The 22,266-nt window shown below is 69.7% G+C and carries 24 protein-coding genes; 19 read left to right on the forward strand and 5 right to left on the reverse strand.

What is annotated here, in order from left to right:
• Window positions 1-21: 21 nt before the first annotated feature.
• Genes lnt through ACZK5N_RS12985 form a run of 3 tightly spaced genes read left to right on the forward strand, consistent with a single transcriptional unit; the run spans window position 22 to window position 2,880 of the window.
• Entirely contained in the window at window positions 22-1,545 is a 1,524-nt protein-coding gene (gene lnt, locus ACZK5N_RS12975) for an apolipoprotein N-acyltransferase (RefSeq protein WP_459019769.1), read from the forward strand.
• Window positions 1,542-2,321, forward strand: coding sequence for a polyprenol monophosphomannose synthase (locus ACZK5N_RS12980; protein ID WP_459019770.1), 780 nt, complete (start codon window positions 1,542-1,544; stop codon window positions 2,319-2,321). Before lnt ends, ACZK5N_RS12980 begins: the two co-directional genes overlap by 4 nt.
• Window positions 2,322-2,325: 4 nt before the next feature.
• Window positions 2,326-2,880, forward strand: a complete 555-nt coding sequence (locus ACZK5N_RS12985; RefSeq protein ID WP_459019771.1) for an FxsA family protein — start codon at window positions 2,326-2,328, stop codon at window positions 2,878-2,880.
• Here the strand turns inward: ACZK5N_RS12985 and ACZK5N_RS12990 are convergent.
• Window positions 2,874-3,215, reverse strand: a complete 342-nt coding sequence (locus tag ACZK5N_RS12990; protein WP_459019772.1) for an RNA polymerase-binding protein RbpA — start codon at window positions 3,213-3,215, stop codon at window positions 2,874-2,876. The genes ACZK5N_RS12985 and ACZK5N_RS12990 overlap by 7 nt on opposite strands.
• 56 nt (window positions 3,216-3,271) lie before the next feature.
• Window positions 3,272-4,042 carry a glycerophosphodiester phosphodiesterase family protein gene (locus ACZK5N_RS12995; protein ID WP_459019773.1) on the reverse strand — a complete coding sequence of 257 codons (771 nt, stop codon included), beginning with the start codon at window positions 4,040-4,042 and terminating at the stop codon, window positions 3,272-3,274.
• A gap of 85 nt (window positions 4,043-4,127) precedes the next feature.
• Here ACZK5N_RS12995 and pdxY point away from each other — a divergent pair, with 85 nt between their 5' ends.
• Window positions 4,128-4,982: a pyridoxal kinase PdxY gene (gene pdxY, locus ACZK5N_RS13000; protein ID WP_459019774.1), complete on the forward strand. Its 855-nt coding sequence runs from the start codon at window positions 4,128-4,130 to the stop codon at window positions 4,980-4,982.
• A 6-nt stretch (window positions 4,983-4,988) separates the two neighbouring features.
• On the opposite strand, the gene relB is transcribed toward pdxY, so the two are convergent.
• A complete protein-coding gene (gene relB, locus ACZK5N_RS13005) occupies window positions 4,989-6,527 on the reverse strand; it encodes a type II toxin-antitoxin system RelB family anti-toxin (RefSeq protein ID WP_459019775.1) in 1,539 nt (512 codons plus the stop codon).
• Window positions 6,528-6,617: 90 nt separating this feature from the next.
• Here relB and lpdA point away from each other — a divergent pair, with 90 nt between their 5' ends.
• The 3 genes from lpdA to ACZK5N_RS13020 are packed head-to-tail and all read left to right on the forward strand — an operon-like array spanning window position 6,618 to window position 9,774.
• Window positions 6,618-8,018 carry a dihydrolipoyl dehydrogenase gene (lpdA, locus tag ACZK5N_RS13010; protein ID WP_459019776.1) on the forward strand — a complete coding sequence of 467 codons (1,401 nt, stop codon included), beginning with the start codon at window positions 6,618-6,620 and terminating at the stop codon, window positions 8,016-8,018.
• 5 nt (window positions 8,019-8,023) lie between these two features.
• The gene (locus ACZK5N_RS13015) at window positions 8,024-8,791 is read left to right on the forward strand and encodes a glucose 1-dehydrogenase (protein ID WP_459019777.1); all 768 of its coding nucleotides are present in this window, start codon (window positions 8,024-8,026) and stop codon (window positions 8,789-8,791) included.
• 29 nt (window positions 8,792-8,820) lie between these two features.
• Window positions 8,821-9,774, forward strand: a complete 954-nt coding sequence (locus tag ACZK5N_RS13020) for an aldo/keto reductase (RefSeq protein WP_459019778.1) — start codon at window positions 8,821-8,823, stop codon at window positions 9,772-9,774.
• 23 nt (window positions 9,775-9,797) lie between these two features.
• Here the strand turns inward: ACZK5N_RS13020 and ACZK5N_RS13025 are convergent, their stop codons facing one another.
• Window positions 9,798-11,663 carry a beta-galactosidase gene (locus ACZK5N_RS13025; protein WP_459019779.1) on the reverse strand — a complete coding sequence of 622 codons (1,866 nt, stop codon included), beginning with the start codon at window positions 11,661-11,663 and terminating at the stop codon, window positions 9,798-9,800.
• Between the two features lie 137 nt (window positions 11,664-11,800).
• Here ACZK5N_RS13025 and ACZK5N_RS13030 point away from each other — a divergent pair, with 137 nt between their 5' ends.
• Window positions 11,801-12,244 (forward strand): PTS sugar transporter subunit IIA, encoded by a 444-nt coding sequence (locus tag ACZK5N_RS13030; RefSeq protein ID WP_459020387.1) that lies wholly within the window; start codon window positions 11,801-11,803, stop codon window positions 12,242-12,244.
• A 17-nt stretch (window positions 12,245-12,261) separates the two neighbouring features.
• Here the strand turns inward: ACZK5N_RS13030 and ACZK5N_RS13035 are convergent, their stop codons facing one another.
• Window positions 12,262-13,467, reverse strand: a complete 1,206-nt coding sequence (locus ACZK5N_RS13035; RefSeq protein WP_459019780.1) for a hypothetical protein — start codon at window positions 13,465-13,467, stop codon at window positions 12,262-12,264.
• A 167-nt stretch (window positions 13,468-13,634) separates the two neighbouring features.
• Between ACZK5N_RS13035 and ACZK5N_RS13040 the strand changes: the two genes are divergently transcribed.
• The 11 genes from ACZK5N_RS13040 (at window position 13,635) to ACZK5N_RS13090 (ending at window position 22,228) form a co-directional block, all read left to right on the forward strand.
• Window positions 13,635-14,513, forward strand: a complete 879-nt coding sequence (locus tag ACZK5N_RS13040) for an EamA family transporter (protein WP_459019781.1) — start codon at window positions 13,635-13,637, stop codon at window positions 14,511-14,513.
• Window positions 14,470-14,955 (forward strand): Cys-tRNA(Pro) deacylase, encoded by a 486-nt coding sequence (gene ybaK, locus ACZK5N_RS13045; protein ID WP_459019782.1) that lies wholly within the window; start codon window positions 14,470-14,472, stop codon window positions 14,953-14,955. Before ACZK5N_RS13040 ends, ybaK begins: the two co-directional genes overlap by 44 nt.
• Window positions 14,956-14,964: 9 nt before the next feature.
• On the forward strand, window positions 14,965-15,249 hold the full coding sequence (locus ACZK5N_RS13050; protein WP_459019783.1) for a GNAT family N-acetyltransferase: 285 nt from the start codon (window positions 14,965-14,967) through the stop codon (window positions 15,247-15,249).
• Window positions 15,250-15,326: 77 nt separating this feature from the next.
• Window positions 15,327-17,363 carry a threonine--tRNA ligase gene (thrS, locus tag ACZK5N_RS13055; protein ID WP_459019784.1) on the forward strand — a complete coding sequence of 679 codons (2,037 nt, stop codon included), beginning with the start codon at window positions 15,327-15,329 and terminating at the stop codon, window positions 17,361-17,363.
• Entirely contained in the window at window positions 17,356-17,892 is a 537-nt protein-coding gene (locus ACZK5N_RS13060; RefSeq protein ID WP_459019785.1) for an HIT family protein, read from the forward strand. Before thrS ends, ACZK5N_RS13060 begins: the two co-directional genes overlap by 8 nt.
• Window position 17,893: 1 nt before the next feature.
• Window positions 17,894-18,715: an LpxL/LpxP family acyltransferase gene (locus ACZK5N_RS13065; RefSeq protein ID WP_459019786.1), complete on the forward strand. Its 822-nt coding sequence runs from the start codon at window positions 17,894-17,896 to the stop codon at window positions 18,713-18,715.
• The gene (locus ACZK5N_RS13070; protein ID WP_459019787.1) at window positions 18,712-19,767 is read left to right on the forward strand and encodes a glycosyltransferase family 4 protein; all 1,056 of its coding nucleotides are present in this window, start codon (window positions 18,712-18,714) and stop codon (window positions 19,765-19,767) included. The genes ACZK5N_RS13065 and ACZK5N_RS13070 overlap by 4 nt, the downstream gene beginning before the upstream one ends.
• Window positions 19,768-19,776: 9 nt before the next feature.
• Window positions 19,777-20,370, forward strand: a complete 594-nt coding sequence (locus tag ACZK5N_RS13075; RefSeq protein WP_459019788.1) for a CDP-alcohol phosphatidyltransferase family protein — start codon at window positions 19,777-19,779, stop codon at window positions 20,368-20,370.
• Complete coding sequence (locus ACZK5N_RS13080) at window positions 20,367-21,134, forward strand: DUF881 domain-containing protein (RefSeq protein ID WP_459019789.1); 768 nt, start codon at window positions 20,367-20,369, stop codon at window positions 21,132-21,134. Before ACZK5N_RS13075 ends, ACZK5N_RS13080 begins: the two co-directional genes overlap by 4 nt.
• Window positions 21,135-21,153: 19 nt before the next feature.
• Entirely contained in the window at window positions 21,154-21,486 is a 333-nt protein-coding gene (locus ACZK5N_RS13085) for a small basic family protein (RefSeq protein WP_459019790.1), read from the forward strand.
• Window positions 21,479-22,228, forward strand: coding sequence for a DUF881 domain-containing protein (locus ACZK5N_RS13090; protein WP_459019791.1), 750 nt, complete (start codon window positions 21,479-21,481; stop codon window positions 22,226-22,228). The genes ACZK5N_RS13085 and ACZK5N_RS13090 overlap by 8 nt, the downstream gene beginning before the upstream one ends.
• The last annotated feature ends 38 nt before the right edge of the window (window positions 22,229-22,266 follow it).

A 22,266-nucleotide genomic window follows, 5' to 3' on the forward strand; every position in this document is an offset into this window, starting at 1 on the left:
GGCCGGGTACCCTTGGGCCTCGTGATCTTCCGCCCCCCGCTGCCGATCCAGGCATCCCTGGTGCTCGCCGTCGCCACCGGACTGCTGATCGGTGCCGGTCAGGCCCCGATGGGCCTCTGGCCGGCCACCATCGCCGGCCTGGCGTTGTTCACGTGGCTGATGGCCGGGCGCCGTCCCCGGACGGTCTTCGGGCTGGGATACCTGGTGGGTCTCGCGATGAACACGCTGACCGTCTCCTGGGTCTCGGTGCTGGGCGCCGGTGTGGGTGTGGCGCTCGTGGCGTTCGTGTCCCTGTGGTGGGGACTGCTCGCGGTCGCCGTGAGCCTCCTGACGCGCCTGCGGCTGTGGCCTGTGCTCGTGCCCGCCGCCTGGGTGGCCATGGAGTTCGCCTCCGGCAAGGTTCCGTTCGGCGGATTCTCGTGGACCCGGCTCGCCTACACCACCGTCGATCAGCCCATGTCGGGGCTGCTCGCCTGGGTGGGTGTGACGGGGGTCGGGTACCTGGTGGCGTTGGTGGCGCAGGGCGCCCTCGTGGCCCTGGTGGCTCCCGGCCGGCGGCTGGTCGCGGCGGCGGGGATCGCGGCGGTGTTCGGCCTCGGTGGGCTCGCCCACCTGGTCCCCACCGAGGACCCCGAGGCGTTCGTCACCGTGACCATGGTGCAGCCGGGCGTGAATCGGGCCGAGAAGGGCAGCGCCACCTACGCCCGCTCGGTGACCAACAACGCGCTCAGCGAGACCGTTTTCGCGCTCGCGGAGGCCCGCGCGGCAGATGCGGAGGTGGATTTCGTGCTCTGGCCGGAGAACGCCACGGATGTCGATCCGATGGCGGATCCCGCCACGCGCGGCCTGGTGGAACTGGCCGTGCGGCTCGCGGACACACCCGTGTTCGTCGGCGCCGTCACCGACGGTCCGGTGCCGGACTCCCGGCAGACCTCGAGCATCTGGTGGGATCCGGTGAGCGGCCCGGGCGATGTCTACCACAAGCGTGACCTCGTCCCGTTCGGGGAGTGGATCCCCTTCCGTGAGGTTCTCCTCCCGCGGCTACCGATCCTGCAGCAGATCGGGCGTCAGTCCATTCCCGGTGAGGGGCCGGGCGTCGTGGCGGCTCCCACGGCCAGGTTCCCGGGGCTCGTGGTGGGCACTCTGATCTGCTTCGAACTGGCCTACGACGACACCAGCTACGAGATGATCAGGGGTGGCGCTGAGGTGGTGGTGTCGCAGTCCAACACCAACACCTACGCAGGCACGTTCGAGCCGCACCAGCAACTGGTCATCAACCGGGTGCGCGCGATGGAACTGGGCCGGGAGGTGGCCGCGTCCACGCTGAACTCCCTCTCCGCGATCATCGACACGCGGGGCCGCGTGCAGGACATCACCGCCGAGTACGACGCCGCGAGCGTGACCACGGTGCTTCCACTGCGGTCCAACATCAACCTCTCCGTGCACCTCAGCCCGTGGTTGGCGTGGGCGGCGTGCGCCGCCACGCTTGCCGGCGTCGGCCGAGTAGCATGGCGGGGACGTTCCAAGCAGAGAGAAGATGCATGACCAGCCAGGACGCGCTCGACCGAGTTCTCGTGATCATCCCGACGTACAACGAGTCGCAGAACATCGAGAGCATCACAACCCGGTTGCGCCGTGCGGTACCGCACGCCCATGTCCTCATCGCCGACGACAACTCGCCTGACGGCACCGGGGAGGTGGCGGACCGCCTGGCCGAGGGCGACGACCACGTCCACGTCATGCACCGCAAGGGCAAGGAGGGCCTGGGAGCCGCGTACCTCGCCGGGTTCCACTGGGGGCTGGACCAGGGCTACGGGGTGCTGGTGTCCCACGACGCCGACGGTTCCCACCAACCCGAGGAGTTGCCGCGCCTGCTGGAGGCCATCGAGGACGGCGCCGACATGGTCAAGGGCTCGCGCTGGGTCAAGGGCGGCTCGGTGGTGAACTGGCCCAAGTCGCGCGAGTTCATCTCGAAGGGTGGATCGCTGTGGACCAGGCTGTGGCTCGGCATCCCCGTCAAGGACGCCACCGGCGGCTTCAACGCCTATCGCGCCTCCACACTTCGCGGCATCAGCCTCGACGAGGTCGCCTCGGCCGGCTACTGCTTCCAGATCGACCTCGTCTGGCGCGCCCTGAAGAGCGGGTTCCGAGTGGTCGAGGTGCCCATCGAGTTCGTCGAGCGCGAGTTCGGGGACTCCAAGATGAGCCGCAACATCGTCGTGGAGGCGCTGGTCCGCACCACGCTGTGGGGGATCGATCACCGTCTCGGCCAGGTCGCGGGCATGGTGCGCCGCGTCCTCGGCCTCGGCAAGGCGGGCTGATCGCGTGGCCGTGCGCAGAGGGGCCTTCCAGTTCGGCCTGATGGCAGTGACCGTCTTCGTTCTCGTCTTCGCCGAGATCGGGGCCATCCTGTGGGTGGCCGGGGAGATCGGCTGGTGGACCCTGGCCATCCTCCTGGCCACGACCCTGCTGGGCATCTACCTGCTGCAGCGCGAGTGGCGGAAGGCATGGGGGGCGCTGGCGGAGGCGCTGAGATCCGGCGAACTGCCGTCAGGGCGGCTGGCCGACGCGTCGCTGATCCTGGTGGGAGGCGTGCTCCTGGTGCTTCCAGGGCTGCTCACCGACGTGCTGGGCCTGCTGCTGCTGTTGCCCTTCACCCGGCCGTTCGTGCGCTCGGCCATCGTCTGGTGGGCGTCGAAGACGATCCAGCGCTCAGGTGCGGCCATCACCGTCATCAAGGGCGACGTGGCACCTCACGGACAGACGCTGATCCCGGGGATCGACGCGTCGGAGGCGAGCGGTGCCGGACATGACACGATCCGCGGCGAGATCGTCGAGGACGACAACACCACGGACCGTGGGGGGAGTTCGGATCAGTAGATCCGGTCGGACTCGCGCAGCTTGGTGAGCTGCTCGTTGAGGATGTCCTCGAGCTCGGGGATGGAACGCCGCTCACGCAGCATGTCCCAGTGGGTGCGGGCCGGTTTGGTGGCCTTCTCCTCGCCCACCACGCCGTCCGCCCGGACAGCGGTGGATCCGCACTTCTTGCACTCCCACTCGGTCGGCAGGTCCGCCTCGAGCGCGAACGTCACCGAGAAGTGGTGGCCCTTCGGGCAGTCGAACGCGAGCTGACGCCGTTCGGCGAACTCGATCCCCTGCTCGTCCTCGAACGTCTTGGAGCCCAGCCCCATACCGCGCAGTGCACGATCAGCCATGTTGCCTCCTTCGTCTGCCTACCAACGAATCGGGCTCCCGATTCGTTCCTCAGCCGTTACCGAGTAGACCACATCCCTCGTGCACGGAGCACCTCTTTGAGCAAATCGGGCCGGTCCGTCACAATGCCGTCGACGCCCCAGTCGAGGAGCCTGTGCATCGTGGTGGGGTCATCGATGGTCCACACGTGGATCTTCCGGCCGGCCCTGTGGATCCGCTCAATGTTCTTCGGCGTGACGATATCGATCGACATCGGACCCAACGCATGCCTGAGGGGAACCTGGAACACCTGCCCGCCGCCGGGCATGGCCCCCAGCGCCATCCCCGCGACCCCGGTGGTGGAGACGGCCGTGGCCACGCGGGGCAACAGGGACCTGAAGCGCTGGATGTTCGAGCGCGAGAAGGATCCGACGCACACGCGACGCTCCGCCTCGTGGCGCCCGATGACCTCCGCCAGCGGCCGCACCGCCGACGCGTGCTTGATGTCGATGTTGAAGCTGCAGTCCGGGAAGGTCTCCAGCAGTTCGTCGAGCGTGGGAATGGGCTCGCGGCCTCCGACGCGGAGCTGGCCCACCTCGTCGAGCGTCACAGTGCGCAGGGCGCCGTCCATGTCCGTGACGCGGGAGAAGTCGTCGTCGTGGAAGGCCACGACGTGACCGTCCACGGTGGCGTGCACATCGGTCTCGAGGTAGCGGAATCCCAGCGAGACGGCGTTGGCGAAGGCGCGCACAGTGTTCTCGATGCCCAGGTTGTCGGTCAGCAACGCCCCGCCCCGGTGGGCCATCGGAATGAACTCAGGCGACAGGTAGTCGTCGTGCACACCGGCCATAGCTACGAAGCTTAGTGTCCTCGCGGAACGCTTCGCCAGCGCGCCGCCGGGGTGGTCAGGCCAGCTTCGGTGCAAGGATGACCCAATGACCACGGTTGTCTCGATCCAATCCGCCGTCGCCTACGGCCACGCCGGGAACTCGTCGGCAGTCTTTCCGCTGCAGCGCTCGGGTGTGGACGTCTGGCCCGTCTACACCGTGAACTTCTCCAACCACACCGGCTACGGCGCGTGGCGCGGGCCCCTCATCCCCGCCTCGGACGTGTGGGACGTGGTCCAGGGCATCCACGACCGCGGGGTCCTCGGTGCGGTGGACGCGCTGCTCTGCGGATACCAGGGCACACCGGAGGTGGGAGCGGTGATCCTGGAGGCGGCCGAGCTCATCCGGCAGCAGAATCCGCTCGCGGTGTTCTGCGCCGACCCGGTGATGGGCGACGTGGACCGGGGCTTCTACGCCCGCCCCGGAATCCCCGAGTTCTGGCGCGATCACGTGGTGGCAAGGGCCGACATCATGACGCCCAACCTCTTCGAGCTGGAGTTCCTGACCGGCCACCCCACGCGCACCACCGCCGACGTGCTCGAGGCCGTCGAGGAGCTCCGCAGCCGTGGCCCGCAGGTGGTGGTCGTCACGTCGGTCGTGGGCTCGGACGCCCCGGACGACGCGATGCGGATGATCGGAGTGGGTCCCGACGGCGCGTGGCAGGTTGAAACTCCGGTGCTGGATCGGACGTTCACGGGCTCCGGGGACCTGACCACGGCCATGTTCCTGGCCCACTGGCTGCGCTCGCGCGACGTGGGCGCCGCGCTGGGATCCACCGCCTCGATCGTGTACTCCGTGCTGGAGGCCACCACATCGGCCGGCCATCCGGAGTTGCGGCTCGTGGACGCGCAGAACGACATCGTGGACCCGCGCTTCACCTTCGAGGCCGTGCCCCTCGCCTGAGCGGGCTCAGTCGTCGGTCTCGGGCGTGCCCCAGAAGACGTTGATGGAGGCGCCCAGCTTGTTGAGCCGCTGGGGGAGGTCCTCGTAGCCACGGTTGATGACGTAGACGTCCATCAGGTTTGTGGTGCCGCGGGCCGCCAACGCCGCGAGCAGCAGGCACACCGCCGGACGCAGCGCCGGCGGTGACTCCACCTCGCGGCCGCGCCACTTCGTCGGACCGATGATGAGCAGCCGATGGGCGTCCATGAGCTGGATGTTGGCGCCCAGGTCCGACAGCTTCTTCAGGTGGATGGCCCGATTGTCGTAGACCCAGTCGTAGATCATGCTCTGCCCGGTGGCTGTGGCGCAGATGACGGCGAAGAAGGGCAGGTTGTCGATGTTGAGCCCGGGGAACGGCATGGGGTGGATCTTGTCCAGCGGCGCGACGAGGTCCGAGGGCTTGACGGTGACATCCACCAGTCGCGTCTGGCCGTTGCGGCTGCGGTACTCCTCCGACAGCTCCAGCTCCTGGCCCATCTCGTCGAGGACGGCGAACTCGACCTCGAGGAACTCGATGGGGCATCGCCGCACCGTGATCTCCGACTTCGTCACGATGCCGGCGGTGAGCAGGCTCATGGCCTCGATGGGGTCCTCGGAGATGTGATACTCGACGTCGACCTCGATGTGCTCCCGCCCGGTGACCGTCAGGGTGGTGGTGCCCACGCCGTCGATCTGCACCCCGAGCAGCTGCAGGAAGAAGCACAGGTCCTGCACCATGTAGTTGCCGGAGGCGTTGCGCAGCGTGGTGACGCCGGGCGTCCGGGCCGCCGCCATGATGGCGTTCTCCGTCACGGTGTCGCCGCGTTCGATCAGGGTGATGGACCGGGGCTCGTCGGAGATACTGCGCACGACCGCGTGGTAGTTCCCCTCGGTGGCCTCGACGGTCAGCCCCATCTTGTGCAGCGCCGACAGGTGGGGATGCACGGTGCGTGCGCCGAGATCACAGCCGCCGGCGTAGGGGAGCAGGAACTGGTCGAACTCGTGCATGAGCGGGCCCAACAGCATCAGGATGCTGCGGGTGCGCTTCGCGGCACGTGCGTCGATGGTGTCCGGGGTGAGCACGGCGGGGCGGACGATCTCAAGATCGTTGTCGCCGGTCCACGTCAGCTGGACGCCGATGGAGGCCAGGACCTCACTGATCCGGTCGACCTCCTCGATCCGTGCGATGCCCCGCAGCACGGTACGGCCCTGGTTGAGCAGGCTGGCGCAGAGGATGGCCATGGCGGCGTTCTTGCTGGTGCGCACGTCGATCTCGCCGGCCAGGCGGCTGGGGCCCTTGATCTCGAAATTGACGCTGCCCTGGGTGGCCGTCTGGATCAGGGGCATGTCCAGCGCCTCGGCGAGGCGGTTGATCATGCTCAACGACAGGTTCTGCTGCCCGTTCTCGATGCGGTGCACCGCACTCTGCACACTGCCCAGCTCGTCTGCCAGCTTCTGCTGGGACCACCCCCTGGCCGTCCGGGCCTCACGGATCATGCGTCCGATGGACTCACTCGTTGCGCTCATCGGGACAGATTATCTCATGGGTGAGATAACGTCCCGGAAACCGCCGCGGGTGCCCCGCAGGCCAGGAGGGAGGGCACTACAGTGAAGCCCATGAGCTCTGAATTTGACGTCGTTGTCCTCGGCGCCGGCCCCGGAGGCTATGTCTCTGCCATCCGCGCCGCCCAACTGGGACTCAAGGTCGCCGTGATCGAGAAGCAGTACTGGGGCGGGGTCTGCCTCAACATCGGCTGCATTCCCACCAAGTCCCTGCTGCGCAACGCGGAGTTGGCGCACATCTTCACCCACGAAGCCGCGACATTCGGTATCGAGGGTGAGGTGACCTTCAACTACGGCAAGGCCTACCAGCGCAGCCGTCAGGTGTCGGAGCGGATGACCAAGGGCATCCACTACCTCATGAAGAAGAACAAGATCACCGAGATCGACGGGTGGGGCTCGTTCCTCGACGCCCACACCATCGAGGTGGTCGGCGACGGCGGGCAGAAGCGCAGCGTCACGTTCACCAACGCGATCATCGCAGTGGGAGCAACCACCCGCATGCTGCCCGGCACCCGGACCTCCGCCAACGTGGTGACCTACGAGGAGCAGATCCTCTCCGACTCGGTCCCCGGATCCATCATCGTCGGGGGCTCCGGCGCGATCGGCACCGAGTTCGCCTACGTGCTGAGCCAGTACGGGACCAAGGTCACCATCGTCGAATACCTGGACCGGATGGTTCCGACGGAGGACGCCGAGGTTTCCGCGGAGCTGGCCAAGGCCTACAAGAAGCTCGGCGTCACGGTGCTGACCTCCACCAAGGTCGAGGGCATCGAGGACACCGGAACCGGAGTCAGGGTCACGGTGAGCCCCGCCGCGGGCGGCGAGCAGACGGTGCTGGAGGCGGACCGCTTCCTCTCCGCCATCGGGTTCGCGCCCCGCCTCGACGGCTACGGGCTGGAGGCCACCGGGGTCGCGGTGACGGAGCGCAAAGCCATCGGCATCGACGACTACATGCGCACCAACGTGCCCCACATCTACGCCATCGGAGACTGCACCGGCAAGATGATGCTGGCACACACGGCCGAGGCCCAGGGTGTCGTGGCGGCGGAGACCATCGCGGGCGTGGAGACCCACCCGATCAACTACGACATGATCCCGCGCGCCACCTACTGCCAGCCGCAGATCGCCTCGTTCGGCTACACCGAGCAACAGGCCAAGGACAAGGGCTACGAGGTGAAGGTGGCCAAGTTCCCCTTCGCCGCCAACGGCAAGGCGTGGGGCCTGGGCGAGGGCGCCGGATTCGTCAAGGTGGTCGCGGACGCACGCTACAACGAGATCCTCGGCGCGCACATGATCGGCCCGGACGTCACCGAACTGCTTCCGGAACTGACGCTGGCGCAGGCCTACGACCTCACCGCCGACGAGGTGGGGCGCAACATCCATGCGCACCCCACGCTGTCCGAGGCGCTCAAGGAGGCCGTCGAGGGCATCGCCGGCCACATGATCAACTTCTGACGGCCGTGCCCGTCTCGTTCTCACTACGTGACCAGGTGGCCCTGGTCACGGGCGCGTCCAAGGGCATCGGCCAGGCGATCGCGGTGGCGCTCGCCGAGGCCGGCGCCCGCGTGGCCTGCACGGCGCGCAGCGCCGAGCACCTGAGCGAGACGCTGGAGCTGATCACCCGTTCGGGGGGCGTGGGCCTGGCAGTTGCCTGGGATGTCCGCGACCCCCAGGCCGCGGGACCGGCCGTCGCCGCCGTCGAGGAGCGCCTCGGTCCTCTCCGGCTTGCGGTCAACAACGCCGGCGTGGGGGCTGGTACCCCCGCGCTGGACATCACGGCCGAGCAGTGGCGATCCGTCTACGCCACCAACGTCGACGGGGTGTTCTGGTCCTGCCAGGCCGAAGCACGAGCGATGAGCGCCCACGCGGCCGGGGGCGCCATCGTCAACATCGCCTCGATCTCGGGGCACATCGCCAACCGCAACCTCACCCAGGCGCAGTACAACTCCGGCAAGGCGGCAGTCAGCCACCTCACCCGATCGCTGGCCGTCGAATGGGCGGGGCTCGGCATCCGGGTCAACGCCGTCAGCCCTGGCTACACCATGACTCCGATGAACCAACGCCCGGAGGTGGCCGATCTGGTGACCGAGTTCGCCGACACGACCCCGCTGGGGCGCCTGGCGATGCCGGACGAGATCGCGGGCCCGGTCCTCTTCCTCCTCAGCCCCGCGGCCAGTTACGTCACGGGCGCGGACCTGCTCGTGGACGGAGGGTACTGCTGCTGGTAGAAGCCGGCGGACACGTCTAGGTTGGGTGGATGCAGCAGCGAAACGCGGGTGCCTCAGAACTGCGGGTCAGCGTCGTGGGGATGGGGTGCAACAACTTCTCCCGACCCAGGACCGCCACGGAGTCGCTTGAGCAGAGCGTGCGAGTGATCCACGCCGCCATCGACCAGGGCATCACGTTCTTCGACGGCGCGGACATCTACGGCGGCACCCCGGGGCGCAGCGAGGAGTTCCTCGGCGAGGCGCTGGCGGGCCGGCGGGATGAGGTGGTGCTGGCCACCAAGTTCGGCCACCAGGACTTCGCGATGCCCGGCGCCGAGGCGTGGGGGCCGAAGGGCGGGGCACGCTACGTCCGCTCCGCCGTGGAGGCCTCGCTCACTCGGTTGCAGACCGATCGCATCGACCTGCTGCAGATGCATACCCCGGATCCCGACACCCCGATCGGGGAGACCCTTTCCATTCTCTCGGACCTCGTCGAGGAGGGGAAGGTGCGCTACATCGGGCACTCCAACTTCACTGGCGACCTCGCCCGGGAAGCGGCAGAGGTCTCGCTGGAGGAGGGCCACGAGTCCTTCGTCTCCGCCCAGAACGAGTACTCCCTGCTGGCGCGCGACATCGAGCGCGACCTCCTCCCCGCAGCGATCGAGCTGGGCTTGGGCGTCTTCCCCTACTTCCCGCTGGCCAATGGTCTGCTCACCGGCAAGTACACCGCCGACGGCGGAGGGGAGGGGCGCATGCGCTCCATCAAGGCGGCGCAGCTGTCCGGGGTGGAATGGACCCAGCTGGAGCGCTACCGGCGGCTGTGCGACCAGGCCGGGCACACCATGCTCGAGGTGACCTTCCAATGGCTGCTCGGCCAGCCCGGCATCTCGTCGGTCATCGCCGGCGCCACCCAGGTGGAGCAGGTGCTGCAGAACGCGGCCGCGGGTGCGGCGCTCGTGCCCGACGACGTCCTGGACGCCGTCGACGAGTTGTTCGCCCCCTGAGCCGGCGGCCTCACCCAAACCGGTCAGGGCTGCGTGATCGTCACGCTCTGCGTGAGGTGGTCGATGCGGAACGTCACCCCACCCCGCGTGACCTGCTCGGTATCGCGGGGAGGCGCCGGGCGGACCGGCTCCGCCACGAAACGCACCAGGCTGCGCAGGCCCGCATCGTCAGGGATCGTGGCCACGTAGACCGCGCGCCCGTCGCCCTCGGCCCGGACCGTGACGGCAGGCGTGGCGTCTGCCCGGCCGCCGCGGAAGCGGGCCACCACGTCGGCATCGTGCACGAGGATCTCCTCGGCGACATGGGTGCCCTCGAAGTCCCCGAGCTCGCCGGTCACGGCGCTGCTCCGCTGGCCAGGCGGGGTGAGCGCCAGGGCCCCGAACTCGATCACCCGCACGCCGAGGAGGTCACCCAGCAGGGTGGTGAAGCCTCCCGGCCTGAAGCGGTCATGTTCGTCGACCACATCGCTGAAGGGACCGGTCAGGACGGATCCACCCCGGTGCACCACCCCGCGGAGCCCGGCGGCCGCCCGCTCGGTCAGCAGGTACAGCAGCGGCGCGAACACGGTGTCGTAGCCGCTCAGGTCCGCCTCGGCGTCGACGACGTCGACGGTGATCCCCTCGTCGAGCAGGGCGGAGTGCCACCGCTGCACGTGGGCCAGGTAGTCCAGCGTCACCGGGTGATCGGGCTGCTCGACGGCCCACCTGTTCTCCCAGTCGTAGATCAGGGCCACCCGGGCCTCGACCCGCCCCAGCACGGGCAGGCCCTCCAGAGCCCCGCCGAGCTCCACCACCTCCTGCCAGGAGCGGGTGGCGGTGCCGGCGTGCGGCAGCATCGCGGAGTGGAATTTCTCCGAACCGGCCCTGGACTGGCGCCACTGGAAGAACATCACCCCGTCGGCTCCGCGGGCCACCGCCTGCATGCTCAGGGCGGCCATCTGCCCTGGCGCCTTGGGCGCATTGCTGGGCCGCCAGTTGACGGCGTTGGCCGCCTGCTCCATGAGGATCCAGGGCGTGTCCGGCTTGAGCGCCCGCATCAGGTCGCGGGTGAAGGCCGCGCCGCGCCACGCCGCCGGATCGTTGGGGTCCGGGTAGCTGTCGTCGGCGATCACGTCGAGGTGCGGTGCCCACCGGTGGTAGTCCGCCGGCTCGAACGCCCCCATGAAGTTGGTGGTGACGGGGTGCGCGGCCCCCGATTCCCCGATGAGGCGCTTCTCCATGAGGAAGAGGTTCAGCAGCGAGTCGGAGGTGAACCGCTTGAAGTCCAGCATCCCGGCGGGGTTGAGGCTGTAGGGCGCCTTGCGCGGGGGGACGATCTCGTCGAACGAGGCGTAGCGCTGCGACCAGAAGGCCGTGCCCCAGGCGTCGTTGAGGGACCCGACGTCCCCGTAGCGGTCCGCCAGCCAGACGCGGAAAGCGCGGGCAGCGTTGTCCGAGTAGTCGGCTGGAAGGTGGCAGCCGAATTCGTTGTTGACGTGCCACAGGCGCACCGCCGGATGCCGGGCGTACCGACCGGCGATGGCCGTGACCAGCTCGGACGCGAGGCGCCGGTAGTCCGGTGAGGTGGGGGAGTAGGCCTGACGGCTGCCGTGCCAGAAGATGCTGCCGTCCCGGTCGCGGGGCAGGAGCCCGGGGTAGTTCACGCCCGCCCACGGGGGCGGCGAGGCGGTGGCCGTGGCCAGGCACACCCCCACGCCGTGTCCATGGAGCAGATCCAGGACCCGGTCCAGCCAGTCGAAGTCGAAGACGCCCTCGGCCGGCTGGATCCGGGCCCAGGAGAAGATGCCGACGCTGACCAGGTTGACCCGGGCCTCCCGCATCAGGCGGGCGTCCTCACGCCACACCTCTTCGGGCCACTGCTCCGGGTTGTAGTCCCCGCCGTAGAACATGGCCGTCCTCCCTCAGTCCCGCGCTGTGACACGCCCGTCCCCCGCGAGACTACCGAGGAGGTGGGGCTGGTTTCGACGCAGGTCCGCCCACCGGCGATAGGGTCTGTTTCACATCGACATCCGAAGGAGTGTGTGTGATGCAGATCACCGCGCCGTGCGCCGGCCGCGTCATCGCGATGCGGGACGTGCCCGATCCAGTCTTCAGCGCCCAGACCGTCGGCCCCGGCGTCGGGATCGAGCCGGGGGACGGTCGGCAGAGCGTCGTCTCGCCGGCCGCCGGGCGCCTCCTCAAGGTGAGCCCGCACGCGTTCATCGTCCTGGCGGGCGATGATCTGGGCATCCTCGTCCACATCGGGATCAACACCGTCCGGCTCGCGGGCGAGGGGTTCGACCTGCTCGCCCGCCAGGGTGACGAGGTCGCGGCAGGGTCCCCCGTGGTGTCCTGGGATCCCGGCGCCGTGACCGATCCGGACATGTCGCGCACCGTGGTGGTGGCGGTGATGGACGGTGCACCCGATTCGGTGACCGACGCCGCCGTCGGCCGCGATGTCGCGGCGGGAGACGCGCTGTTCAGCTGCTGACCGCCCGAGCCGCGGCGCTACTTCTTCCTGCCACCGCCCTTGACCGGTGCGGGCTCGGCGACCGGCTCGTCCGCGACGCCGTCGGTGTCGAGTTTGACCGAGCGGTAGATCGTCCCCCCGGTGGATCCGGCGTAGATGTAGCCGTCGTGCACGACGATCGACGTGCCGGAGACTCCCGTGGCGATGATCCGGGAGGCCAGGGTGTCGGGGTCGACGCGCACGACGGTGGTGCCGGCCAGGTAGAACAGGGCGCCGTCGACTCCGACGTAGAAGTCCTTCACCGTGTTCTCCAGGCCGAGGCCGGCGGGGTAGCTCAGGGCCGTCTGCTGTCGCGACGCGGGGCTGCCGGTCCACGACACGTAGTAGGGCCGCGATCCCGACACGGTGACGTATCCGTCGGCGAACCGCTCTGCGAGCCGTGGTTCCATCGGCAGCGGGCTGTAGTCCTCCTGCCATTGAGTGCCGTCGAACGCGAAACCTTCGATGAAGCCGCCCATCCCGCCGGTCAGCACCGTGCCCACCGGGGTGACCATGCCCGTGTAGAAGCGCGACCAGTCGGCGCTGTCGCCCCCGTAGCGGTGGGTGTAGGACTGGCTCCACGTGCTCCCCTGGTCGGTGGACCGCGCCACGACGCCCGAGGCACCCACTCCGGAGACGTCCTTCGACCCGAACAGCCACAGGTCCCCACCGGCCTTCTCAGCCACGTCGAAGGTGTGGTACATGTTCTGGCCGTCGGCGATGTGGCGCCACGTGCCGCCGCGGTCGGTCGCGACCCCCGAGCTCCTGCTGGAGGGGTCGGTCATGGGGATCCAGAGGGAGCCGTCCGCCGCGCGCCGGATGACGCCGACCGCCTCGGTGCCCAGCAGGTAGGCTGCGCCCCACTGCGCGGTGGGGGTCAGGCTCAGCGGCACCGCCGCCACCTTGCCCGCCGCGCCGGTGTTGCTGTCGGAGTTGGTGCCCCAGTCGCCGTAGCCGGCGATCAACCTCCCGGAGGCGTCCACGTTCATGTCGGTGATGGTCTGGCCGGAGGCGCACAGCTTGCCCCCGTCGCAGGTGATGAACGATTTCGACGCCATCGGGTGCGTCGCGAAGAGGGTCATCCCGGCGGACGGTCCGGACGGCCCGGTCACCCGGTTCCTCGGTGCGGCGTCGGCGCCCGGTGAGAGCGTCAGGATCGTGAGTGACACGGCGGCGAGCGCCGCCGCAGCGCGACGAGAGAACATGCGAGGGATCCTTCGAGATGGGGGAGGAAGAGGCTCCAGGGCGACGGTAGACCCGAGCCCTCCGTCGCGGGAGGGTGCAGGTGGTCCTGACTGCGAGCTCTGGCCGGGAGTTAGTGTCAGGTCCGACCGATAGTGAGCCAGTGGGCGGGCTCGGTAGTGTCAGCACCGTGCGCCGCATCCATCCAGTTGCCCTGATTCTGGTGGCGATCGCCTCCGTCCAGTTCGGCGCGTCACTGGCCAAAGGCGTGTTCGATGCGGCGCATCCCGCCACTCTCGCGTTCCTGCGCGGCGCGATCGCGAGCGCGCTGTTGCTCGTCATCGCCCGCCCACGCTGGCGCGGCCGCTCCCGCCTGGACTGGCTGGTGGTCGTCGGCTTCGGGCTGTGCCTGGCCGGGATGAACCTGCTGATCTACCTGAGCTTCGCGCGCATTCCGATCGGTCTCGCGGTGACCCTGGAGTTCGTCGGGCCCCTGGCACTGGCGGTGGCCGGCTCGCGCCGCGTGGCGGACCTCGTCTGGGTGGGCATGGCCGCCCTGGGGGTGGTCCTGCTCGGCGCCGGCCCGACGATCCTCGACCCAGCCGGCATCGCGCTGGCCCTGGGCGCGGGGGCGTTCTGGGCCGGCTACATCGCATTGGCCGGTCCGCTGGGGCGGCGATGGGAGGGCACCAGCGGACTGTCGACCGGGTCGCTCATCGGAGCCACCGCGCTCGCCGGTCCGGGGCTGGCCCTCGCCGACCGGTCGATCGGTGACCCTCGCGTGCTGCTGGTCGTCTCCCTCGTTGCGCTGCTCAGCACGGTCATCCCCTACGCGCTGGAACTGCATGCGCGCCGCAGCATCGCCGCCGGCACCTTCAGCATCCTGATGAGCCTGGAGCCGGCGGCCGCGGCGCTGTTCGCGTGGCTGGTCCTGGGGGAGTGGCTCCAGGCCACCGAATGGGTGGCGATGGCCGCCGTGATCACGGCATCGATGGGCGCCGTCAGCACAGCACAGAGGAGGTTGCATGGCGCGGCCGCTGGGAGCCACCCCCGCACTGAGAGCCCTTGACGCGGCGAGCGTGCCGTACGTGACCCACGAGTACGCCCACGACCCACGCGCCGTCAGCTACGGGCTGGAAGCCGCGGAACTGCTGGGCGTGCCGGCGGACCGGGTGTTCAAGACCCTCGTCGCCTCTGACGGGGACCGCCTCGTGGTGGCCGTGCTGCCGGTGAGCGCCCGGCTGGACCTCAGGGCGTTGGCCACCCTGCTGGGCGCGAAGAGGCTGACCATGGCCGAGCCGGCGGCCGCCGAGCGCTCCTCAGGCATGGTCGTCGGCGGCATCAGCCCCGTGGGCCAGAAGCGACGTCTGCCCACTGTGCTGGACGACTCCGCGCTGCGCCACGACACGATCCTGGTCTCGGCCGGGCGCCGTGGCCTGGACGTGGAACTGGCGCCCCAGGACCTGATCCGCCTCACCCACGCGCTGGTCGGCCCCGTGGCCGCCGGGTAATCTCTCGGTATGACCGAAGAACCCACACAGACGAAGAACGCGAGCCGCAACCGCTACGAGCTCCACCTCGGTGGCGAGCTCATCGGCCAGATCGACTACCGGCTCGCGGACGGAGTGGTGGACATGTTCCACACCGAGGTCGACCCGGCTCACGGTGGCAGGGGATACGGCCACCGAATCGTCGCGTTCGCGCTGGCCGACGCCGCCGACGCCGGCCTGAAGGTCCGCCCCACCTGTCCGTTCATCTCCACCTTCATGGACCGCAGCGAGGAGTTCCGCCACCTGCGGGCGTGAACCCCGAAGATGACGCGTGTGGCCGTGAGGGGCACAATGGGCGAGTCACCCGCCCCGCCACACCACAGGGAGCCACGATGAGTGGAGCTATCACCGTTCGCCGTACCGATCACGCTGAACAGGTGACGCTGACCACCACCACGACCGGCCTCGACCTGTTCGGCGAGGACCGCAGCGTCGTGGCCATGCGGGTCGGGGGAGAGCTTCTGGACCTGGCCCGCGAACTGGGGGACGGCGACGAGGTGGAGCCGGTCTCCGTGGAGACCCCGGAGGGCCTGAGCATCCTGCGGCACTCGGCCGGTCACGTCACCGCCCAGGCCCTGCAGGGCCTCTTCGCCGACGCCAAGCTGGGCATCGGACCCCCCATCACGGACGGCTTCTACTACGACTTCGCCACCGACCCGCTGACGCCTGAGGATCTCACCGCCATCGAGAAGCGGATGGCGCAGATCGTCAAGGAGAGGCAGCGCTTCGTACGGCGCGCCGTCTCCGACGACGACGCCCGCACCGAACTCGCCGGTGAGCCGTTCAAGCTGGAGCTGATCGCCGACAAGGGATCCTCGTCGGACGACGACGGTTCCAGCGTGGAGGTGGGCGCCGGGGAACTGACCATCTACGACAACGTCCGCCGCGACGGTAGCGTCGCCTGGAAGGACCTCTGCCGCGGCCCCCACGTTCCCCACACCGGCTACCTCGGCAACGGGTGGGCGCTGACCCGCACCTCGGCCGCGTATTGGCGCGGGGACCAGCGCAACGCCGGCCTGCAGCGTGTCTACGGCACCGCCTGGCCGTCGAAGGACCAACTGCAGGCGTACCGGACCCGGCTCGAGGAGGCGGCCAAGCGCGACCATCGCAAGCTGGGCGTCGAACTGGACCTGTTCAGCTTCCACGAGATGGTCGGCTCCGGCCTGCCGTTGTTCCACCCCCGCGGTGGGGTGATCAAGCGCGCCATGGAGGACTACGTGCGGGCCCGGCACATCGAGGAGGGCTTCGACTACGTCGGCACGCCGCACATCGCCAAGGAGGAGCTGTTCTACACCTCCGGCCACCTGCCCTACTACGCCGAGGGCATGTTCCCGCCACTCCTCGAGGACGCCGAGCGTGACGAGCACGGTGCGGTGATCCGCGGCGGCCAGGCGTACCGGCTCAAGGCCATGAACTGCCCCATGCACAACCTGATCTACTCGTCGCGCGGTCGTTCGTACCGGGACCTGCCGCTGCGGTTCTTCGAGTTCGGCACCGTCTATCGAGACGAGAAGTCGGGCGTGGTCCAGGGGCTCACCCGCGTCCGGTCGATCACGCAGGACGATTCGCACAGCTACTGCGCGAAGGAACAGGCACCCGACGAGGTGCGGCACCTGCTCAGGTTCGTCCTGTCGCTGCTCACCGATTTCGGGCTGACGGACGTGGCGCTCGAGGTGTCCACCCGCGATGAGGACGGCAGGAAGAAGGACAAGTTCATCGGCTCGGACGAGCAGTGGGCGGAGGCCACCGCCATCCTGGACGCGATCGCGGCCGAGTCCGGGCTGCCGATCGTGGCGGACCCGGGGGGCGCGGCGTACTACGGCCCGAAGATCTCCATCCAGGCCAAGGACGCCATCGGCCGCACCTGGCAGATGTCGACCATCCAGTACGACTTCAACCAGCCTGAGCGCTTCGAGTTGGAGTACACCGCCTCGGACGGCAGCCGCCAGCAGCCGGTGATGATCCACTCGGCGAAGTTCGGCTCCATCGAACGCTTCATGGGGGTACTCATCGAGCACTACGCGGGCGCGTTCCCGGCCTGGCTGTCGCCCGTGCAGGTGATCGCGATCCCGGTCGCCGCGGAGTTCGACGCCTATCTCGGCGGCATCGTGGCGAGGCTCCGCGCCCAAGGCGTGCGGGTGGACTTCGACGACTCCGACGACCGGTTCGGCAAGAAGATCCGCAACGCGGCGAAGGAGAAGGCGCCGTTCGTGCTCATCGCCGGCGGCGACGACAGGGACGCGGGCGCAGTGTCGTTCAGGTTCCGCGACGGTTCGCAGCGCAACGCGGTGCCGGTCGACGACGCCATCGCCATCGTCGTGGACTTCATCGCCTCGCGGTCGAACGAGTCGCCGACGGCCGATGCCTGAGCCGGAGACCAGCGACACGTTCGCGGGGATCCCGGACGCCTTCCAGCGGCTCTGGACGCCCCACCGGATGGTCTACATCCGCGGTGACGGCAAGCCCAGGCACGACGGGGAGTGCCCGTTCTGTTCGTCCCCGCAACGCGACGACGTGGAAGGGCTCATCGTCGCCCGGGGCGAACAGGCCTACGTGGTGATGAACCTGTTCCCCTACGCCCCCGGGCATCTCCTCGTGTGCCCCTACCGGCACGTCGCGGACTACACGGACCTGACCGCGGCCGAGGCGCTGGAGGTGGCCACGCTGACGCAGCGGGCCATGCAGGTCGTGAGGCAGGTGTCGCGGCCGGACGGGTTCAACCTGGGCATCAACCAGGGCGCCGTCGCGGGGGCCGGCATCGGCATGCACCTCCACCAGCACATCGTGCCCCGATGGTCCGGCGACATGAACTTTCTCCCCATCGTGGCGCAGACCCGAGCGTTGCCCCAGCTTCTGGGCGAGGCGCGGGACCTGCTCGCCGAGGCCTGGCAGGCCTGACGTGCGCCTGTCCGGTGCCCTGTGGGCGATCGGGGGCCGGCTCCCGCGCAGGTGGGGCGACGCCCTGGCGCGGCTGCTCGCCCCCCTCCTGGGGGCCCGGCCGACGCAAGGGCTCGTCGCCTGGGAGGCCACCGTCGAACGGGCCACCGGCGCCCGCCCCACGGCGCGCCAACGCCGCATGCTGGTCGAGAACTGGCTGCGCAACCTGCTGTGGTCCCTCAGCCTCGCCCGGTGGTCCGATGACGAGGTGCTCAGCGTCCTCGACGTCACCGACGAGGACGTCGCCAAGTTGCGGGTGTCGCTGGCCGGGCCGGGCCTGGTCATGGCGCTGCCGCACATGGGCTCCTGGGACTGCGCCGGCGCGTGGGCGTCGCGCGTGGGGATCGACGTGGTCAGCGTCGCCGAACGGCTCCCGGCGGGCATGTTCGAGCGGTTCCGCGACGCGCGCCGGGCCATGGGCATGGAGATCTATCCGCTGGACCAACCGGACCTGCGCCGGATCCTGGCCGACGCGGCCATGTCCGGGAAGATGGTGTGCCTGGTGAGTGATCGCGACCTCTCGGCCCGGGGGCTGCGGATCCCCTGGCCCGGTGGGGGCGAGATCGGCGTGCCCCCGGGACCCGCCCTGGTGGCCCTGCGGACGGGCGCCGATCTGAGAGTCGCGACCACCCGGTTCGAGGGAGAGCGCCTCCGGCTGGAGATCTCCGACCCCGTCCGCGGCAACACCGCGGAGGAGCTGATGGGCGGTGTGGTGGACCGGTTCGCCAAGGCGGTGCGGCAATCGCCCGAGAACTGGCTGATGCTGCGCCGGGTCTTCTCATGAGCCTCCGCGTGGTGCTGGTGTGCCCCTACTCCCTCGATCAGCCCGGGGGAGTGGCCACCCACGTCCTCAGCCTCGCGCGGTGGCTGCAGGAGGACGGGCACCGCCCCCTGGTGTTGGCGCCCGGGGAACAGGCAGGGGAGTGGGGCGTCCCCGTGACCCTGCTCGGCGCGCCGCGCGCATTCCGGTTCAACGGGTCCGTTGCGCGCCTCGCGGTGCGCCCCTCGCAGGCTCGGCGGGCGATCGCCGCCGCCGCGGACGCCGACGTCGTCCACGTCCACGAGCCCCTGACGCCGGGGATCGGATTCGCGTCAGCGCGGGCGGCCCGGCACCTGGTGGTCACCCATCACGCGTCGTTCGATCCCGGCCTCCTCACACCCCTCCTGCGGCTCCGCGCAACCCGCCTGCCCGCACGGGTCTCGATCGCCGTCTCCACCGCGGCCGCGCGCACCGCGACGTCGGTCACGGGCGTGATTCCCGACATCATCCCCAACGCCATCAACGCACCCGCCCTTCCCGCGGGCGGCTCCGCGGCGCGCGGGGCGACGCCGGTGGTGGCCTTCGTCGGCAGGCTCGACGAGCCACGAAAGGGGTACCCACTCTTCGAGGCGGTCGCCCGCAGCCTTCCGGAGGCGACCTTCGTCGCCGTCGGCCCGGGCGGACGGGGCTCGGGCCACGTGCGCGAACTGGGGCAGCTCGACGAGGACGCCAAGACGCGCGTCCTGCATTCCGCCTCCGTGCTGATGGCACCCAACCGGTTCGGGGAGTCGTTCGGGCTCATCCTGGTGGAGGCTCTGGCGCACGGGTGCGCGGTGGTGGCCAGCGACCTCCCAGCCTTCCGCGCCGTCGTCGACGACCCGGCGGCCATGTCCTGGTTTCCCGTCGACGACGTCGCCGCCGCCCGCGACGCCCTGCAGCGGCGGCTCGCGGAGCCCGTCGACCCGTCAGCCGCCCGGGCGCTGGCGGAGCCCTACACCTGGCCCCGGGTCGGCCCGAGGGTGCTGGAGGCCTACGAGAGCGCGTTGCGCCGACCGGCGCCCCCGTCGCTGACGTAGGCTGAGGATGTGCAGAGCTCGCCCCCGGTCCCGGTTCCCCAGTGGGACACCGAAGCCGTGCTCACCGTGCCCAATGCCTTGTCGTTCATCCGTCTGCTCGGGATCCCGCTGTTCTGCTGGCTCATCCTCGCAGGCCACGACGCCGCCGCCGTCATCATGCTGGCCGTCTTCGCCGTCACGGACTGGTTCGACGGCTACCTGGCCAGGGCGCTGAGGCAGCGGAGCCGGCTCGGCACCCGGCTGGACCCGATCGCGGACCGGCTGTACATCCTGGCGGCCGTCGTGGTTCTCCTCCTACGTGGCATCGTCCCCTGGTGGTTCGTCGTGGCCCTCGTGGCGCGGGACCTGATGCTCGCCGCCCTCGTGCCGGTCCTCCGGCGTCACGGGATGCTCGCCCTCCCGGTGAACCTGATGGGCAAGGCGGGCACCATGCTGCTGCTCCTGGCCCTGCCCCTGATCCTGCTCGGCTCACCCACGTCCCTGGCCCTGGCCTGGGCCCACTACGCGGGTTGGGTGCTCGGCACGCTCGGGGCGGTGGTCTACTGGGCCGCGGGACTGCTGTACGTCCGCGAGACGGTCCGGCTCCAGAGGAGCGCTGCGTGAGGCGTCCCGACGCCAGCATGAGTCTCCTCACCGACCTGGCGGAGGGAGCCCTCGAACCCGAGTACCGGGAGCATGCATCGCGGCCGAGGAGCCCCGCACGGCTCCTCATCGCCGTGGCCCTGGTGGCGCTCCTGCTGACCCTCGCCGCGTTGCAGACCACGCGTGGGGCGGGCAGCGCCGCCACCCAGCGCGCCGAACTGCTCGACAGGGTCGCAGCCGCCCGCGCCCGGCAGGCCACGCTCACGGCTCTCTCAGCTGAACTGGAGGCCGAGGTGCGCGAACTCGGCGACAGCGCATTGGGCGATCCCCTCGAGCGCCAGCGCCTCGCCGAGGCGGAACTGGCGGCCGGGAATGTACCCGTGGCGGGCCCCGGCATCGTGATCACCGTCGACGATGCGGAGGACGCCACGCAGGCCAAGGGGCTGGTGCTCGACAGCGACCTCAGCCGGCTCGTCAACGGGCTCTGGGCCGCCGGCGCCGAGGCCGTGGCCGTCAACGGCAGGCGCCTGAGCGCGCTGACCCCCATCCGTGCTGCCGGCGCCGCCATCACCGTGGACTTCGTGTCCCTCAGCCCTCCCTACCGGGTGGAGGCCATCGGGGACCAGAGGACCATGCAGGCACGCTTCAACGAGTCCGCATCGGCCGCATGGTGGCAGTTCCTCACCATGAACTACGGGCTGTCCATGCACATCGAACAGCCCGACGACGACCTCATCCTCCCCGCCGACCCCGGCATGGCGCTCCGCTACGCCACGACCGACTGACCAGAAGGACTTCACCGACGTGTTCGCCATCCTGGGCCTGATCGCCGGCGTGGTCGTGGGGCTGCTGTTGCAGCCGTCACTACCGCCGGTGCTCGCGCCGTACCTGCCCATCGCCATCGTGGCGGCCTTCGACGCCATCCTGGGCGCCACCCGGGCCTATCTGGACGGGATCTTCTCGGATCGCGTGTTCCTGGTGTCCTTCCTCTCGAACGTGGTCATCGCGGGTCTCATCGTGTTCGTGGGCGATCAGATCGGCGTCGGATCCCAGCTGTCGACCGGCGTGGTGGTGGTGTTGGGCATCCGCATCTTCACCAACGCCGCCGCGATCCGGCGGGCGCTGCTGCATGCCTGACACGCCACGCCGCGCCTCCGGGGCTCGGCCCGGGGGCGGACTGCTGCGCGCCTTCCTGCGGCCGAGCCGCGGCCAGTTCACCGTGGGTCTGGCGCTGTTCCTCACCGCGTTCATCGTCGTGGTCACCCTCAGGTCCCAGGCCAATCAGCCCGAGTTCGCCAACGTCCGACAGGCGGACCTCATCCAGCTGCTGGACAACGTCACGGTGGAGACCCGCAGGCTGGAGGAGGAGGTCCGGAGCCTGGAGCAGGCGCGAACCGAACTGCTGAGCGGTGTGGACCGCGACGAGGCGGCGCGCGAGGAGGCGGAACGTCGCCTCGAGCAGGCTCAGATCATCGCGGGCACCGTGCCGGTGTCCGGGCCGGGCATCCGGATCGAGATCCAGGACCCGGAGGGGCGCGTCAGCGCCGAACTCGTCCTCGATGCCGTCGAGGAGCTGCGCGACGCCGGTGCCGAGGTCATCGAGATCAACGACATGGTGCGCCTCGTCATGCGCTCGTGGTTCGGCACCACCCCCGACGGACGGCTCACCGCGGACGACGTGGTCCTCGACGCCCCCTACGTCATCGAGGCCATCGGCGACCCGGCCACGCTGGAGGCAGGGGCACGCTTCCGGGGCGGTCTGGTCAGTGAGGTGGAGGGCGAACGGGTGGGTGGACAGGTCCGGATCACCCAGATCGACGAGGTGGACATCAGCTCGGTCGCCGCCGTCTCCGACAACGAGTTCGCCAGACCTCGCTAACGCAGTTGATAGCGGGTGATAGGTTTCGTCAGGTAGCG

Source organism: Tessaracoccus pujii, from assembly GCF_055326215.1.

Coding starts and splice junctions, on each gene's coding strand:
- pdxY (WP_459019774.1), top strand. CDS start 4,128: ATGACCACGGTTGTCTCGATCCAATCCGCCGTCGCCTACGGCCACGCC.
- lpdA (WP_459019776.1), top strand. CDS start 6,618: ATGAGCTCTGAATTTGACGTCGTTGTCCTCGGCGCCGGCCCCGGAGGC.
- ACZK5N_RS13050 (WP_459019783.1), top strand. CDS start 14,965: ATGACCGAAGAACCCACACAGACGAAGAACGCGAGCCGCAACCGCTAC.
- ACZK5N_RS13060 (WP_459019785.1), top strand. CDS start 17,356: ATGCCTGAGCCGGAGACCAGCGACACGTTCGCGGGGATCCCGGACGCC.
- ACZK5N_RS13020 (WP_459019778.1), top strand. CDS start 8,821: ATGCAGCAGCGAAACGCGGGTGCCTCAGAACTGCGGGTCAGCGTCGTG.
- ACZK5N_RS13070 (WP_459019787.1), top strand. CDS start 18,712: ATGAGCCTCCGCGTGGTGCTGGTGTGCCCCTACTCCCTCGATCAGCCC.
- ACZK5N_RS12980 (WP_459019770.1), top strand. CDS start 1,542: ATGACCAGCCAGGACGCGCTCGACCGAGTTCTCGTGATCATCCCGACG.
- ACZK5N_RS13030 (WP_459020387.1), top strand. CDS start 11,801: ATGCAGATCACCGCGCCGTGCGCCGGCCGCGTCATCGCGATGCGGGAC.
- ACZK5N_RS13035 (WP_459019780.1), bottom strand. CDS start 13,467: ATGTTCTCTCGTCGCGCTGCGGCGGCGCTCGCCGCCGTGTCACTCACG.
- ACZK5N_RS12990 (WP_459019772.1), bottom strand. CDS start 3,215: ATGGCTGATCGTGCACTGCGCGGTATGGGGCTGGGCTCCAAGACGTTC.
- ACZK5N_RS13025 (WP_459019779.1), bottom strand. CDS start 11,663: ATGTTCTACGGCGGGGACTACAACCCGGAGCAGTGGCCCGAAGAGGTG.
- ybaK (WP_459019782.1), top strand. CDS start 14,470: ATGGCGCGGCCGCTGGGAGCCACCCCCGCACTGAGAGCCCTTGACGCG.
- relB (WP_459019775.1), bottom strand. CDS start 6,527: ATGAGCGCAACGAGTGAGTCCATCGGACGCATGATCCGTGAGGCCCGG.
- ACZK5N_RS12995 (WP_459019773.1), bottom strand. CDS start 4,042: ATGGCCGGTGTGCACGACGACTACCTGTCGCCTGAGTTCATTCCGATG.
- thrS (WP_459019784.1), top strand. CDS start 15,327: ATGAGTGGAGCTATCACCGTTCGCCGTACCGATCACGCTGAACAGGTG.
- ACZK5N_RS13090 (WP_459019791.1), top strand. CDS start 21,479: ATGCCTGACACGCCACGCCGCGCCTCCGGGGCTCGGCCCGGGGGCGGA.